Source organism: Roseofilum acuticapitatum BLCC-M154 (assembly GCF_030068475.1).
GTDB classification, from domain to species: domain Bacteria; phylum Cyanobacteriota; class Cyanobacteriia; order Cyanobacteriales; family Desertifilaceae; genus Roseofilum; species Roseofilum acuticapitatum.
Genome location: NZ_JAQOSP010000083.1, coordinates 1 through 14,081, shown reverse-complemented (window position 1 = coordinate 14,081; position 14,081 = coordinate 1). Strand labels below are relative to the sequence as shown.

The following is a 14,081-nucleotide window of genomic DNA, read 5'->3' as shown; positions in this document are numbered from 1 at the left end:
GACATGAAAATTTGTTAAGAAGCGGGCAAGATGCCCGCACTCCTCGAATTCTTTGATCTGACTGGAGTGGGAGCATCTTGCTCCCTGGATTTTTAATTAGGGTATTTCCGCTTCGCGGACATGAATAAGCGAACTTGATATGAGATCGGAGTCCCCTCAAACCTAAAATCCCCTGGTAACTTGTACCAGAGGATTGCAGGGGGTTAACATGGGGGGAAGTTATTGAAATCCTAATGAACAAAACCCACCATTGTAAAGTTCATGACGTTCTCGTTCTAATTGGGAAATTAGGGTGCGATCGCCTTTTTCTTGAGCCACTTGCAGACGGTGTTCCAAACTTTTGAGGATATTCTGACAATGGGCTGCGGCCAGTTCAACGGGTAATTCTGCTCTTTCTGACTGGACTGGACGGGTCTGACGCTGTAAACCGGGATAGCTTGGCTCTTCGCATTGATGAGTTTTATACTCAAGTCCACGATATTTCAAATCCATGGGGGCTTGAGGGACAGGAAGGTGTCTGGGATAGCGATTGACCCGATAGGTACGACCCCGGTATTTGGCAATGATATCTTCTTCTTGTGCTTCAACTGGGAGGTTTTTATGGTTGTATTCTATACCACGGTAAGAGAGTTTCATGGGTCTTTCCTTTTCTCAATTTTAAATGAATCAAGCAGTTTTGAAATCGTTTTTTTATTTCTGTATCCATCATGACATTTCCGGGTGAAGTTTGGGTGTGATTTAAATTAACATTAAGTTAAGAAATATAAAGTAAATCTAAAGTCCTTGGGGATCGGTGAAAATCAGGACAAAAACAGCGCGAAACAGGGAATTCTGGAAGTCATCCCTGCTGGCTGTTGTTCATTGGCTACCGAAATAAGGGCTATGATTCTTTGGCTTCTAAGGCTTCAATCCGACTTTTTAAAGTTTGATTGCTTTTCTTCAACTGCTCGATTTCTTGCCGTAGGGTTTTTACAGCACTATCTGAGCCGATCGCCTTCTGCACCTTTTGCACCGCTTCTTCGGCTCGACGCTGCACCCGGCCATCTGGCGTGGAAGCGGCAATATTTTGCAAAATCGCCATCGCTTTTGCCGTTTTCATCCCTCCCAAAGCCTGGATCGCGGCCATCTGCGTGAGGAAAAACGACTCGGCCGAGAGAGCGTCTAACCGCGCTAACACCTGTTCGATCTGAGTGTCCTCTTGACCAGAGGAGACTGCACCCAAGGCACGAATAGCGCTTAAGCGCAGAGGTTGGGGAATACCCGCTTGGGTATAGTCTAGAATCAGCTCTAAAGCGGCTTTCGACCGATTCATTTGACTTAAACCGGCGATCGCCCCACCGCGAACCACCTCATTCCAACCCGCTTTAGTCTCCAAAACTTTCTTGAGTAATTTGATCGCCTTACGGGGTTTAGGCAGATCCTCATCCTTAATAGCGGCGATCGCCCCTACAGCCTTTGCAGCAGATGCTTCCACCTGATAAGACGGATCGCCATTCACCACAACCGACTTCAGCACCTTATAACTCGCCTTCGTTTTAATGCTCCCTAAAGCCTCAATTACCGCCTTGCGAACCCTGGCATCTGAATCTTTCAAACCCGGTAACAGAGCCTCAAACACCTGATCCAGGCGAATTTTGCCCAAACCCTTAGCAATTTCCACCCGTACCCCCCAAAAGGGTTCCGTTTTCAGTGCTTCAGCCAAAGCTTGCACCACCGGCAAAGTTCCTTTCTTGACTAAAGCACTAATGGCATAAATCCGAGAAATGGGGTCAGGATCAGAAGATAACTGAGCCTTTAACTGGGCCACTGGATAATCTAAAACCACGGTTTTCAGATAGCAATTGCCCACATCAAAACTAATGAAACTGGGCTTTTCATCTAAGGGGAAATAAAAACTCTCTTCGACTTGATGAATCCTGACGGTATGGGAGGCGATAGCTACCTCCGGCTTTTGACCTTCCTTCTCTGAGGGCACAACGGAGCCAAAACCGATGGGAATGTTCAGATCAAATAAGGCTTTTTCATCCCCCTTAGCTTGGGTTTGCACCACCGTCACTTTGGCCAGCTTATGGTCATGATCCCAACTGTAGCTCACCTTGAAATCGGGATGACCACCACGATAGACATATTGATCGAATAAAAACAGCAGATTTCGCCCCGTCGCTGCTTCAACTGCTCGCAGTAAATCTACAGTTTCTACGGTACTATGGGCATGATTGCGAACAAAGGTTTGGATCGCCTTTAAGAATAAATCATCGCCCAATTCTGCCCGCATCATATGGTAGACACAGGCTCCTTTTTCGTACAAATGGCGATCGTAGAGTTCGATCGGCTCCCGATAAATATGGGTAACCATGGGGCGACGATAGCGCGTTTTGTCTTCTTGTAAATAACTCCGGGCTTCCCTTAAGTAATAATAGGCGGCATCTTCTGAGCCATATTCATGTTCTGTCCACAGCACTTCACAATAGGAAGCCATCCCTTCTTTGATCCAAGCATGAGACCAATGTTTAATTACGACTAAATCGCCAAACCATTGGTGAGCGAGTTCATGGGCGACTAAACTTTCGGTGAAGGGATGATCGAGTAAGGAACGTTTATCGAGTAAACAGCGATCGGTTAATAGGGTTGTGGATGTGTTTTCCATCCCCCCAAAGATAAAGTCAGCTACGCAAACTTGGGCATATTTGGGATAGGGATAGGGATAATCAAAGATATTGCTAAAAAAGTTGATCATTCGGGGAGTTTTGCCCATACTTCTCTGGGCATCGTCTTTGCGACTTTTTTCCACGTAATACGTTACGGGTTTATCTTGCCATTGATCTTTGATTTCTACGAATTCACCGACCGCTAGAGTGATTAAATAGGTGGGATGAACTTCTTTTTGAAACCAATGATAAATTTTAGTATCGCCTTCGGTTTTGGTGTCGATCAGTTCCCCATTGGAAATGGCTGTAAATTTAGCGGGGACTTGCACGCGAATTTCTGAGGTTGAGAGTTGTCCGGGATAGTCTAGACAGGGGAACCAATAGCGGGAGTCTTCATCTTCTCCTTGTGTCCAGACTTGAGTGGGTTTGTCTCGATAGTGATGATCGGGATGAATGAAATAGAGTCCTCTTTGGGGATTTTCGACGCGATAGGCAATTTGAATTTCTAGGGTTTGTTCAATTTGGGTGGGGGAGTCTAGATGGATGTGAAGCTGTTGACCATTGGTGTCAAATGTTTGGGTTTTGTGGTTGCTTTTAACACTCTCGATGATCAGATCTACTGCGTCTAGGGTGAGGGTTTGAATACCGCTACGAATGGGTTTGAGATGGAGGGTACAGGAACCGCTATATCGAGATTGGGGAATGTCTAGGACTAAATCTAGGAAAATATGTTCGACTTGTCCGGGGCGATCGGGGGTATAGTGGGGATAGGAGCCGGGAAGTTCAAAGGATTTATGTTTGGGTTTTTCGCCATCAAGAAAGGATTGCAATAGTTCAGACATGCAGTTACGGATGAGATTAGGAGTAGTTTTTTAGTTTAATACAGTTTTTGGGCTTTGGAAAATTGACTGGGTAAACTAATCTAAGATGCCGGTTAATATTTCTAGCAATGGGGTTAGTTCTTCGGGGACGAGATAGCGTTTGGGGTCTTGTTGAATGTAGCGCTGTTGGCGGTTAAATGTGCCAAATCGCCAGTCTTCGCCGGTGGTGACGATGCCGTATAAAATGGGGGTGTCTGATTGAGTCCAGCGATCGAGGGCGAGGAGTTGAACAGCGAGTTGGGTAAAGCCACGCACGAGATCGGCTTGTTTGGCTTCAATGACCATGAGGTTATGGCTGGCAATATAGTAGTCGAGGGTTCCCCGCAGGTATTCATTGACGGCGATCGCATATTCGACATGGATACGCAAGTCGGCAAGGTCTGCCACTTCAAACAAAATGGGGCTAATCAGGGCTTCCCGACGGGCGGTTTCGTTGGCTAATTCGATGCGTTTGCGGTTGCGCTCTAGTTGATAGAGCAAGGGTTCGATGGGAGTTTTTAAGGACTTGCGAGGCAGGTCTAGGGGCGATCTGACCAGATGAGAGTCAAACTCTGCCAAAATATCTTCGAGGGTAAAACTCAGGTCAAAATATTGACTAAAGGTGTAAGATTCTCCAGGCTTAAAAATACGAGAGGAAGACACGATCTAACTCCGATCGATAGAGCATGAATTTTAATCATGAAAATAATAAGCCGCCCTCTCCAGGGCGCGGCTTGTTGTTTTCGTCATACTTATTTTCAATGATGCCGTTAACGCAAGAAACTACTCACTAACCATAAGACAAAGAAGGCAACGACAGCCGCAAACTGATCGCCGTTGACTTGGCTGACATTGGCTAACCCTGCCCCTAAGATGCCCCCAAGTAGCAACCCGGAGATCAGTCCAGCAACAGTCAGTAAGACTGAGCGAGCAAATTTTCCTTCTTTGCGATTGAGAAAGTATATGCTGGCCACCACACCTGCCAGAAGCGTAACTTGGAGAGGCGACTGGCTATCCTGGGTCGGGCGTAGGAGGGCGACACAGCTCATTAATACTAGATAGACTCCCATGGGCAACAGGATATCAGTCTGACTGGGAGTATCCAGGTAGGACTGCAACCAGTTGGGCATCGAATTTGGGGGAGCTACAGCAGGCTTGGGTTCGGTGACCGTTGTTTTTTCGGGGAACCGAATTTGATCGGGAACTTTTAGTTTGCCCTGTTGCCGCAGGCGGAGACGATCCATGAGAACGGCATCATAGGCAGTCTCAATGGCTTCCATTTTTCGGCGATCGCCACTGTGTTGATTCGTGAGGCTCTGACGGGCCTGTTGAATTTCGTCAAACGAGGCATCTTCCGTTAACCCCAAGGTTTCATAAGGACTTTTGTCACTCATCTTCTTTTTAATTCCCTCACAATCATTCAGCGCTCTGATCGAGGAGTCGTAGGAGCATAGACTTCCAGGTTACACAAGCCTGGTTGCTCAACTCAAGAGTTGACCCCGTTGGCAGTGCTTGCCATATTAGCCTAAAGTTTTTGCACTATTTTATTAGTGCCACTTTAACATAATTCTTAATAGAGTTGGCTACACAAGCAATCACGGTCGATAATTAAGGAATCTAAGCCAATCGGCGGCGGCTCGCCCCATGTTGATTAACTGAGGAATAACCTGCCGTGAGACTTAGACTGCCGTTAGTCTAATGGAAAACCTGTACCACAGAGCCACCATGGCCAGATACACTTGATGACAAAACTGCCAGTCTTGGGTCTGTTTGTCAACTCGCAAGTTTATAGAACAAGGTTATTAATATGGCTTCAGCCAAGATTCTTGTCGTAGATGATGATCCTGCAATTCGTAATCTAGTCTTTCGCTATTTGGGTAAACATGGCTATGAACTCGAAGATGCTCCTGACGGGAAAACCGGCATGGAAAAGTTCAAGCAGTTTCGCCCAGCTCTAGTGATTTTAGATGTTAATTTACCTGACGCACTAGGTTACAATCTTTGCCAAGAGATGCAAAGCTTAACGGATGTTTTTGTGTTGATGCTTACCAGCCGCACGGATACATCGGATAAAATTATTGGCTTTGAAAAGGGGGCGGATGATTATCTGACTAAACCCTTTAGTGTGGAAGAACTGAAATATCGCGTAGAAGCTCTGCTCAAGCGCCAGCGCACGGTGACGACTCCTGAGCGTCAACTGATTACCCATGGTGAGTTATCCATCGATCCTGAACGTCGGGAGGTGGTCTTACAAGGGGAACCCATTGTGTTGACGGCTTTAGAGTTTGATTTACTGCATGTTCTGGCTAGTAACCCCACCAAGGTTTTGCGGCGTTCAGAGTTAATTAGCCAAGTCTGGGACTATGAACACCAAGGGGATCAACGGGTTGTGGATGTGCATATTGGCCAAATTCGCAAAAAGCTGGAAGGGGATGGGCTGCATCAGTTTATTAAAACGGTGCGCGGTGTGGGTTATAAATTTGAACCCCCCAATAAGATAGAGGATTAAAGGGATTCTGGAGTTTCCTCTGCTTCTACGGATACTGAGAGAATGTGCATCTACCCAGTCTTTGGAGTCTTTGAAATAAGCGTCTGACTTTCTCTAGATCTTTGTCCCCCGGTTTTAGCTCGACTCCACTGGATAAATCAATGCCTTGGGGAGAAAGATGCTCTAAGGCTTGTTGAATATTATCAGGGGTTAAGCCTCCAGCCAGGAACCAGGGTAAGGGTGGCTCGAAGCTGATTAAGTCTTGCCAATTTAGGGTTTGGCCGGTTCCGCCGAATTGGTGGGGATGATAGGCATCTAGGAGCAGGGTATGGACGGAGTTTTGATAGGCATGAATGGTATTTAAGGTTTCAGGGGTGCGGACTCGAAAGGCTTTGATGAGTTCAATCTGGGGTAACTGTTGGCTGAGGGTTTGGCAAAAGGAGGGGTCTTCATTACCATGGAGTTGAATTCCGGTGAGATGGCCTAGGGTGACGGTGTTTTTGATTTGTTCTAGGGTAGCGTTGACAAATACGCCGATGCGGTGTACTGATGGGGGAAGTTGGCTAGAGATCTGTTGGATTTGTTGGGGTTCGAGGTAGCGGGGGGAGCTGGAAACGCAGATGAATCCTAGGGCTGTGGCTCCTAAATCGGCGATCGCCACGGCTTGGTCAGCTTGGGTAATCCCACAAATTTTAACGCGCATATTGGCTCCGGGTTCTGGAAATTTTGTATCAAAATTTTAATAAACTTTAAGGAATGACACAAAAATAAATTTTTGTCATCAGGCTTCTTATAATAGTGAGGACTTTTTACCGGGATTAAGGAGCAAAAGACCTATGACCTCAGAATGGTCTCTCAATATTGGACTGATCATGATTGCTTGCAATATTCTAGCGATCGCCATTGGTAAATTCACGATTCAACAAAAAGGTGTTGGCCCTGGCCTGCCTGCTGGCCCCTTCTTTGGTGGCATGGGAATGGCTGAATTACTGGCGACCACTAGCTTAGGTCATATCCTGGGTGCTGGGGTAATCCTGGGACTCAGTGGGACTGGCGCGATTTAATTTTCTATCCAAGTAGGGGCGAACAGCCGTTCGCCCCTACAGATGCCATCATAACTATTATTTTAAAGTCGGTTGCGCTCTAATTTCTGCCCACTCTTGTGCCGATAAGGGTTGTATCTGCATCTCTATCTCAAAGGTTTCGCGAGCGGCTTGGGTAAAGGTATGGACTAGATGAGAGAAACTGAGATCGGCTAAACTGGGTGGCGGTTCTGGGATCGATTCAGAAAAGATTTGATGCCAAAGTTGGCGATCGCCATTAAGACGCATAGAGCCATGTTGCAAAACCGTTTTACTCTGCCAAACCTGAGCGCTACCAATCAGTTTATAGCCCGAATCTAAGACTAAATCTGCTCCTGTCGCTGTGGCAAAACAATTGGGAACTTGGGCATAACCGCGACCAGCCGAACCATAGTGCAGTTCAAAACCGAGCGATCGCCACCCTCGGATCAGAAACTCACAAATTTTTTGATAGGCTGCCACTCGATTGGTAAACCGTCCAGAATAGACCACCGCATAGGTTAAATCTCCCTGATGGAGAACTCCGCGACCTCCTGTAGGTCGCCTCACTAACTCTATGGGTTTTCCTTGCCACTGCAATCCCTGCCAAGATTCAGGCCAGCGTTTCTGGTGATATCCCAGAGAGATAGCCACCGGCTTCCAGGTATAAAACCGCAAGCTAGGCGGCTGATGGCCCTGTTGATGTTGTTTCCAGAGCCAGCGATCGATCGCCATTTGCGATTCTCCCGACCCCTCAATCAGGGGAATAAACCGCCAACGTTTAACCAACCCTACTGTCCAAACTCAGCAATTAGTGCATCATCATTATCATCAGCGATATTAGCTACCAAGGTTATCGCTCGCGCAATTTCCCCAGGGGATAATTCCGCCACTGTGCGCGTCGCGACCACCACGACTCGGTTATCCACAATCGCAAAATGGGCCTCAAAGGTTTTCAGCCAATTCATTTCCAACAACTGACGCATCAACTTGGCTTCCTCTTTAGCCGGTAAAGAGAGAACATAAGACCACACGGTTAAGGTATCATCATCCGTTTGACCCGTCAGTTGCACATACACCTCAACCGAGCCATATTGGAACTTCCATAAATATCCCTCCTGGGGATCGTGGCCCGCTTGCACCGTCTGACCTTCAGGGATCATCGTGCCGATCACCCCTTCGATCTCATGGGTATAATCGGGAGCCGTTGGTTCTAGCTTTTCTGTAACCGTGTTTTCTACCACTGAATCACTCATCTTCTTTGATTGTCTCAGAGCTTCCTGTACTTACCCATTATTGCAAAGTCTGTGGATTCAGGGGAATGATAGGGGCGATCGCCAAACTCGTACCTGCATCCTCAACAATCTGCTTAATTTTGATTAACAGTTCTTCTTGAACACTGAGAAATTCCTCCTCATCGGGAGTATTGACATACACAAATATTTGCAGATCGATAGAACTTTGGCTATATCCAATCAATCTAACGCTGATAGAGTCTTGTATCAATTGGGTATGGTTTCTTAGCAAAGAACGGCATTGATTCAAAATTGTTTCAAGTTGATCGGATTGAGTTTCATAAGACAAGCCTATTTGATGATTAAATAGTCGCTTTTCAAATCGACTCAGATTAATTAAATCTAAATCCAAAAACATTGAATTTGGAATATAAATCAATTCTCCATTAGTTCCACGAAGGCGTATAGAGCGTAGTCCAATTGATTCAATTTTACCTGATTTATCACCAAATCTACACCATTCTCCCGACAGAACTGGTTTATCAAGAAATAAAATTATACCGGAAATGATATTTTCTAGAGTTGTTTTAGATGCCAAAGCTAGGGCAGCACCACCAAGACCTAAACTAGCGATTACAGGCAACAAGTTTATCCCAATCTGCTGAATGCCGAACAGAAAGACTATTGAACTGACAATAAAGCTAATGAATTCAATAAAAATATTAACAATCCTGACATTCATTTTTGAATCCTTCAGAGATATATAGTTAATAAAAAGCTCTCCTATCACATTTACAAATAAGAATACGATCCAAGCTGTTATCAACCAAACAAAAAAATACAATGAACTTATTGTAAACAGTAAAACCCCTCCAGTTATATTAATTTGATCGTCAATTACATGAGCTACAAACAATGTCAAAAATACGCTGAACAATGCTGGAGTGGTTATAAATATTTTCCTGTACATCGGGTTTATATTTTCCTGCTTGTTTTGAATTTTCTTAAAAACAAATAGGCTTAAAGAAGCATTCAAAATTAATAGGAATACCATGGCAATCCACTGCCATAGAGTCTGATCCCAATAAACCCGATGTAATCCATTAGGCAACCAATGAAACCACTTAGGAGGAAGCAAACTGCCAGGAGTTGCTCTATAGAAATCATAAAATCCTACAGTAGCTCCAGGTTGATAAGGAAGTTCCTGTACTTTTTTATAAAATTCAGAAGCGCGAGATATGGTTTCTGGAGAAAACAAGAATTCTTCGGCTCTTTCTCCTTCTTTAACTTTAGCAATTTCAATTTCAGTTCTAGGAATCGTCCAAATCGATATATCTTTGGAGTTAGCACTCTGGTTAGCAGCAAGCATTTCATCAGAAATCTTAATTCGATCGAGAACTTCTTTAAGTAAAAGTGTTTTTTCTATGGCAGCGTCACGCCTTAACCTTTCCGGTATTTTACTGAGATCTAAACATCGGGAAGATCGCTCAAACAAAATTTCTGCCACTTTTTCTTGTTCACGAACAGATTTGGAAGCGGTGAATCCGGGTTCATTTAAATATTGTTGATAGGCTGCCATTAAGACTTTATGAGAAGCATTCATATTATCAATGAAGCTTCTCAGAGTTGCTTGAGGAGTAGAAGTGTCTGGGGGTTCCAAGGGATTCTCGATAACAGGAACTCCCAAAGCGGAAATTTGTAAGACAATGGCTAATAAACAAGAAACTAGGGAAAGCCAATAAGGTCTACTTCTTGACCCAGACCCAAATCTGAAAAGACTTTTGAGCATGATGCACACCTAAATTCAAAAGGTTCCTGAAAAGACTCGGTATTGCATTAATAGCAATCCCTAAGTGATTATCGACGATCATCCCTCACTAATCAAGTCTTAACTGCTCAGAAGCGTTGGGGGCTGTATCCTTCTTAGCAACCCAATACTTACTGAGGTAGTGCGTTTGAATGTCAACTTCTGTAAATCCAGCTTTTTGAAGACGATCGCCTAAATCATCGGTTAGGTAATGTTGATAGTAGGGTTCATGAAAGGTTTGGGCAAACCAATTTAATACCGGGGTGATTTCTGGGCTATCGTCTTTCTGGATGGAGTCACAAATAACCAAGATTCCGCCTGGTTTCAGGACTCGAAAGCATTCATCAATCACCCGTTGGCGGGCTTTATAGGGTAATTCATGGAATAAAAAGACGCTGGTGATTCCGTGGAAATAATTATCAACATAGGGTAATTCTTCCCCATTGGCTTGCAGGAGTTGGGGGAGTTCTCCAGGTATTTTTGAGAGCAATTGATTGGCTCTGCGGAGATAATAGGGGGAGAGATCGACACCATACAAGGAGGCTTGGGGGCAGGTATGACGGATGAATTTCAGGGTGCGTCCTGTGCCGCAGGCAACATCGAGGATTTTGGCGGGTTTGGGGGGAGTTTGCCAGTCAGAGATTGCTTGCTTCAGGGGCGCTAAAACCCTGCGTCGCATGGCATCTGCGGCTCCATTGAAGAGAATATCGACTTGCAGATCGTACAACTCGGCGGAGCGATCGCTCAAGTAACCATCGGTCTGATAGTGGAAATTTTGCAGATAATACCGAGGATAAGCGGAGCGATCGAGATCTGAAGAAAAAGCTTGATACTCCTTATCATTCTTCCGTCTCCAAGTCCCAGGCAAATCGAACCAAAGCATGGGATAAGTGGATAATAAGTATTGCCAATCTTCCTCAAATAACAACGCCATGGGATAAACCCCTAACGTTGCATCTTGCCAATCGACGCTTAACAAAGCATCCAACCGTTGTTGAATAATGCTTAATACTTGGGCATCAACAACAGGCGTAGAAGTCCCCGCCCGATCGATGAATAAAGTAGACAATTGATAGGATAGGCTCTTGTGTGTCAAGCTCAATGCATTCTTGGTTTGTTGCCAGCCTTGATAGGCTAGTTGAGCCAAAGGATTAACCATTAATGTTAGGAATAAACTCACTTTACTTGAATTAGTTTAACCCTAAATAATATTTTTTTCATTAAAATAGCCACCTATTCTAGGCGGCTATTGCATGGGGAGATAATGATTAATGGACTAGAAGAGCATCCAAGGAGAACCCATCTCCTATTCTAGACATCTCTTCTAGACATCATAGTACAGCCCAAACTCATAGGGATGAGGACGTAAGCGCATGGGGTTGACCTCATTATCGAGCTTGTACTCGATCCAATTGGTAATGAAATCTTCCGTAAACACTCCACCAGCCGTTAAGAACTCATGATCGGCTTCGAGAGCTTTGAGCGCATCGAGTAAAGAACCAGGAGTCGAAGGAATCTTAGCCAACTCTTCAGGAGAGAGGTCATAGATATCCACATCCAAGGGTTCACCGGGATCGATTTTGTTTTTAATGCCATCAATTCCAGCACAGAGCATCGCTGCAAAAGCCAAATAGGGATTACAGGTAGCATCAGGACACCGGAACTCTAAGCGCTTGGCTTTCGGATTGGTTCCCGTAAGCGGAATGCGGATAGAAGCAGAACGATTTCCTTGAGAGTAAGCCAAGTTCACCGGAGCTTCAAATCCAGGAACCAAACGCTTGTAGGAGTTAGTGGAAGGATTGGTTAAAGCCAACAGAGCGGGAGCGTGCTTGAGGATACCGCCAATATAATGGAGAGCCATTTCGCTCAGATTGGCATAACCATCTCCCCAGAACAGGGGCTGACCATCTTTCCAAATCGACTGGTGGGTATGCATCCCAGAACCATTATCATTAAAGACGGGTTTGGGCATGAAGGTTACGGTTTTGCCGTAGCGTTTAGCGACGTTTTTGATCACATATTTATAGGTCATCAAATCGTCAGCCGCTTTAATCAGTTTCCCAAATTTGAAACCGAGTTCATTTTGGCCTCCTGTTGCGACTTCATGGTGATGTTTTTCAATGGGAACGCCACATTTCATCATGGTCAGCAACATTTCTGTCCGCATATCCTGCATGGTATCGGTAGGCGGAACGGGGAAATAACCTTCTTTGTAACGGGGTTTGTAAGCTAGGTTACCACCGGGTTCTTCCCGTCCGGAATTCCAACGCCCTTCAATCGAATCGACGTAGTAGTACCCAGCGCTTTGGGTTTGGTCGAAGCGGACATCATCAAAGACGAAAAATTCTGCTTCTGGCCCAACATATACGGTATCGCCAATACCGGTAGCTTTGAGATAATCAACGGCTTTTTGGGCAATGGTACGGGGGTCACGGCTATACCATTCTCCGGTGCGAGGCTCTTTAATGCTACAGATGACGCTTAATGTCGGTTCAGCCATAAACGGGTCAATCCAAGCGGTAGTCGGATCGAGAACCATGGTCATGTCAGACTCGTTAATAGCTTTCCAACCCCGAATACTAGAACCATCGAAGGCTACACCATCGGTGAAGCTTGTTTCGTCGATTTGATCTTGATACAAGGTTAAATGCTGCCAGATCCCAGGCATATCGATAAATTTCAAATCGATCATCTGGATCTTGTTATCTTGAACGTATTTCAAGAATTCTGCTGCGTTTTGGAACATGGATTACTCCTTAAATTACTCCTTATGAGTTGGTATTGAGTCAGTCTTGAGGTTCAGAGCGCGAGGTTCCTTAAGGTTGATACCTGCGTTTTCCGCTACCTGAAGAGGAAAATTGACAACCAGTTAGGTCTGGAACGGAGATTGACCAGACGTTGGTTATATCCATCCTCTGCCTTGGCGATCGCCGTTCTGATTTTCTAGCTGATCCATCCTAGGGATAGGTGTCAGCCAGTTTTGTATTGACCATTACTAAAATGTTTCAACAGCTATGGGTTTTTTTTTGTAATGTCTTAACAATTATCAGGGGTGGGGAGCATCAGCTCTGAATCTGGACGCTCCCTTGGCAGTTTGGGGCACTCTCCTAGACATGAAGGCTGAAATGGGGATGCGTTTTATAGTAAACTCCAAATTGGATATTATGCATTAGATCCCCTTTAATAACGAATACGCTGTGTTGGGAGAGTAATACAAATGCGGGATGCAGTCACAAGCTTAATTTCAAATTACGATATTACAGGTCAGTATCTAGACCGCAATGCCCTAGACCAAATCAAATCCTATTTTGAGAGTGGTCTGGCTCGGATTCAGGCGGCTAATGTGATTACGGGTAATGCTGCCAGTATTGTCAAACAAGCGGGTTCCCAATTGTTTGAGGAACTGCCTGAGTTAATCCGTCCCGGTGGTAATGCCTATACGACTCGTCGCTATGCGGCTTGTCTGAGAGATATGGATTATTATCTCCGCTATGCCAGCTATGCTCTAGTTTCTGGTAATACAGATGTTCTAGATGAGCGGGTACTACAAGGATTACGCGAAACCTATAATTCTCTGGATGTTCCCATCGGGCCAACGGTTCGAGGGATTCAAATTATGAAGGAGATTGTCAAAGCACAAGTGGCAGAAGCGGGTATTGCAGATACGGGTTTTGTGGATCAACCGTTTGACCATATGGCTCGCGATCTGAGTGAGAAGAATCTGTAACTTTTAGTTTTGAGTTTCTCCCTAGTAGGGGTAAGTGGTAACACTTGCCCCTATTTGCTATTGTGGATTTCTCTGGATTTCTAATTCATATCAAGTTCGCTTATTCATGTCCGGGAAGCGGAAATACCCTAATTAAAAATCCAGGGAGCAAGATGCTCCCACTCCAGTCATATCAAAGAATTCGAGGAGTGCGGGCATCTTGCCCGCTTCTTAACAAATTTTCATGTCCGCTTGCGGAAACCGGACTTGATATCA

General features: G+C 45.1%; 13 protein-coding genes. 3 read left to right on the top strand and 10 right to left on the bottom strand.

Annotated features, from left to right (window positions below; translation table 11 throughout):
* Positions 1-219: 219 nt before the first annotated feature.
* The 4 genes from pirA to PMG71_RS12210 form a co-directional block, all read right to left on the bottom strand.
* Complete coding sequence (pirA, locus tag PMG71_RS12225; RefSeq protein ID WP_283753971.1) at positions 220-636, bottom strand: arginine synthesis PII-interacting regulator PirA; 417 nt, start codon at positions 634-636, stop codon at positions 220-222.
* Positions 637-880: 244 nt separating this feature from the next.
* The gene (locus PMG71_RS12220) at positions 881-3,490 is read right to left on the bottom strand and encodes a M1 family metallopeptidase (RefSeq protein WP_283753970.1); all 2,610 of its coding nucleotides are present in this window, start codon (positions 3,488-3,490) and stop codon (positions 881-883) included.
* Positions 3,491-3,565: 75 nt separating this feature from the next.
* On the bottom strand, positions 3,566-4,171 hold the full coding sequence (locus tag PMG71_RS12215) for a hypothetical protein (RefSeq protein ID WP_283753969.1): 606 nt from the start codon (positions 4,169-4,171) through the stop codon (positions 3,566-3,568).
* Positions 4,172-4,278: 107 nt separating this feature from the next.
* Complete coding sequence (locus tag PMG71_RS12210; RefSeq protein WP_283753968.1) at positions 4,279-4,902, bottom strand: CPP1-like family protein; 624 nt, start codon at positions 4,900-4,902, stop codon at positions 4,279-4,281.
* A gap of 413 nt (positions 4,903-5,315) precedes the next feature.
* On the opposite strand from PMG71_RS12210, the gene PMG71_RS12205 reads away from it, so the two are divergent.
* Positions 5,316-6,017 carry a response regulator transcription factor gene (locus PMG71_RS12205; protein WP_283753967.1) on the top strand — a complete coding sequence of 234 codons (702 nt, stop codon included), beginning with the start codon at positions 5,316-5,318 and terminating at the stop codon, positions 6,015-6,017.
* Between the two features lie 25 nt (positions 6,018-6,042).
* Here the strand turns inward: PMG71_RS12205 and PMG71_RS12200 are convergent, their stop codons facing one another.
* On the bottom strand, positions 6,043-6,699 hold the full coding sequence (locus tag PMG71_RS12200; RefSeq protein WP_283753966.1) for a phosphoribosylanthranilate isomerase: 657 nt from the start codon (positions 6,697-6,699) through the stop codon (positions 6,043-6,045).
* Positions 6,700-6,832: 133 nt separating this feature from the next.
* Between PMG71_RS12200 and psaK the strand changes: the two genes are divergently transcribed.
* Complete coding sequence (psaK, locus tag PMG71_RS12195; RefSeq protein ID WP_283753965.1) at positions 6,833-7,060, top strand: photosystem I reaction center subunit PsaK; 228 nt, start codon at positions 6,833-6,835, stop codon at positions 7,058-7,060.
* Positions 7,061-7,117: 57 nt separating this feature from the next.
* Here psaK and PMG71_RS12190 read toward each other — a convergent pair whose 3' ends face one another.
* The 5 genes from PMG71_RS12190 to glnA all read right to left on the bottom strand — a co-directional run bounded on the left by PMG71_RS12190 (position 7,118) and on the right by glnA (position 12,845).
* Positions 7,118-7,792: a lipoate--protein ligase family protein gene (locus PMG71_RS12190; protein WP_347179269.1), complete on the bottom strand. Its 675-nt coding sequence runs from the start codon at positions 7,790-7,792 to the stop codon at positions 7,118-7,120.
* Positions 7,793-7,848: 56 nt separating this feature from the next.
* Positions 7,849-8,313 carry a YbjN domain-containing protein gene (locus PMG71_RS12185; protein WP_283753963.1) on the bottom strand — a complete coding sequence of 155 codons (465 nt, stop codon included), beginning with the start codon at positions 8,311-8,313 and terminating at the stop codon, positions 7,849-7,851.
* 37 nt (positions 8,314-8,350) lie between these two features.
* Positions 8,351-10,081 (bottom strand): mechanosensitive ion channel family protein, encoded by a 1,731-nt coding sequence (locus PMG71_RS12180; RefSeq protein ID WP_283753962.1) that lies wholly within the window; start codon positions 10,079-10,081, stop codon positions 8,351-8,353.
* 88 nt (positions 10,082-10,169) lie between these two features.
* Positions 10,170-11,258 carry a class I SAM-dependent methyltransferase gene (locus PMG71_RS12175; protein WP_283753961.1) on the bottom strand — a complete coding sequence of 363 codons (1,089 nt, stop codon included), beginning with the start codon at positions 11,256-11,258 and terminating at the stop codon, positions 10,170-10,172.
* Positions 11,259-11,423: 165 nt separating this feature from the next.
* Positions 11,424-12,845: a type I glutamate--ammonia ligase gene (glnA, locus tag PMG71_RS12170; RefSeq protein ID WP_283753960.1), complete on the bottom strand. Its 1,422-nt coding sequence runs from the start codon at positions 12,843-12,845 to the stop codon at positions 11,424-11,426.
* 471 nt (positions 12,846-13,316) lie between these two features.
* Here glnA and apcB point away from each other — a divergent pair, with 471 nt between their 5' ends.
* Positions 13,317-13,826, top strand: a complete 510-nt coding sequence (gene apcB, locus PMG71_RS12165; RefSeq protein ID WP_283753959.1) for an allophycocyanin subunit beta — start codon at positions 13,317-13,319, stop codon at positions 13,824-13,826.
* Positions 13,827-14,081: the final 255 nt, after the last annotated feature.

Bases quoted from the DNA above. Each gene is read 5' to 3' on its own strand.
- PMG71_RS12205 (WP_283753967.1), top strand. From the start codon at position 5,316: ATGGCTTCAGCCAAGATTCTTGTCGTAGATGATGATCCTGCAATTCGT.
- PMG71_RS12180 (WP_283753962.1), bottom strand. From the start codon at position 10,081: ATGCTCAAAAGTCTTTTCAGATTTGGGTCTGGGTCAAGAAGTAGACCT.
- PMG71_RS12210 (WP_283753968.1), bottom strand. From the start codon at position 4,902: ATGAGTGACAAAAGTCCTTATGAAACCTTGGGGTTAACGGAAGATGCC.
- psaK (WP_283753965.1), top strand. From the start codon at position 6,833: ATGACCTCAGAATGGTCTCTCAATATTGGACTGATCATGATTGCTTGC.
- PMG71_RS12200 (WP_283753966.1), bottom strand. From the start codon at position 6,699: ATGCGCGTTAAAATTTGTGGGATTACCCAAGCTGACCAAGCCGTGGCG.
- PMG71_RS12190 (WP_347179269.1), bottom strand. From the start codon at position 7,792: ATGGCGATCGATCGCTGGCTCTGGAAACAACATCAACAGGGCCATCAG.
- PMG71_RS12185 (WP_283753963.1), bottom strand. From the start codon at position 8,313: ATGAGTGATTCAGTGGTAGAAAACACGGTTACAGAAAAGCTAGAACCA.
- apcB (WP_283753959.1), top strand. From the start codon at position 13,317: ATGCGGGATGCAGTCACAAGCTTAATTTCAAATTACGATATTACAGGT.
- PMG71_RS12220 (WP_283753970.1), bottom strand. From the start codon at position 3,490: ATGTCTGAACTATTGCAATCCTTTCTTGATGGCGAAAAACCCAAACAT.
- pirA (WP_283753971.1), bottom strand. From the start codon at position 636: ATGAAACTCTCTTACCGTGGTATAGAATACAACCATAAAAACCTCCCA.
- PMG71_RS12175 (WP_283753961.1), bottom strand. From the start codon at position 11,258: ATGGTTAATCCTTTGGCTCAACTAGCCTATCAAGGCTGGCAACAAACC.
- glnA (WP_283753960.1), bottom strand. From the start codon at position 12,845: ATGTTCCAAAACGCAGCAGAATTCTTGAAATACGTTCAAGATAACAAG.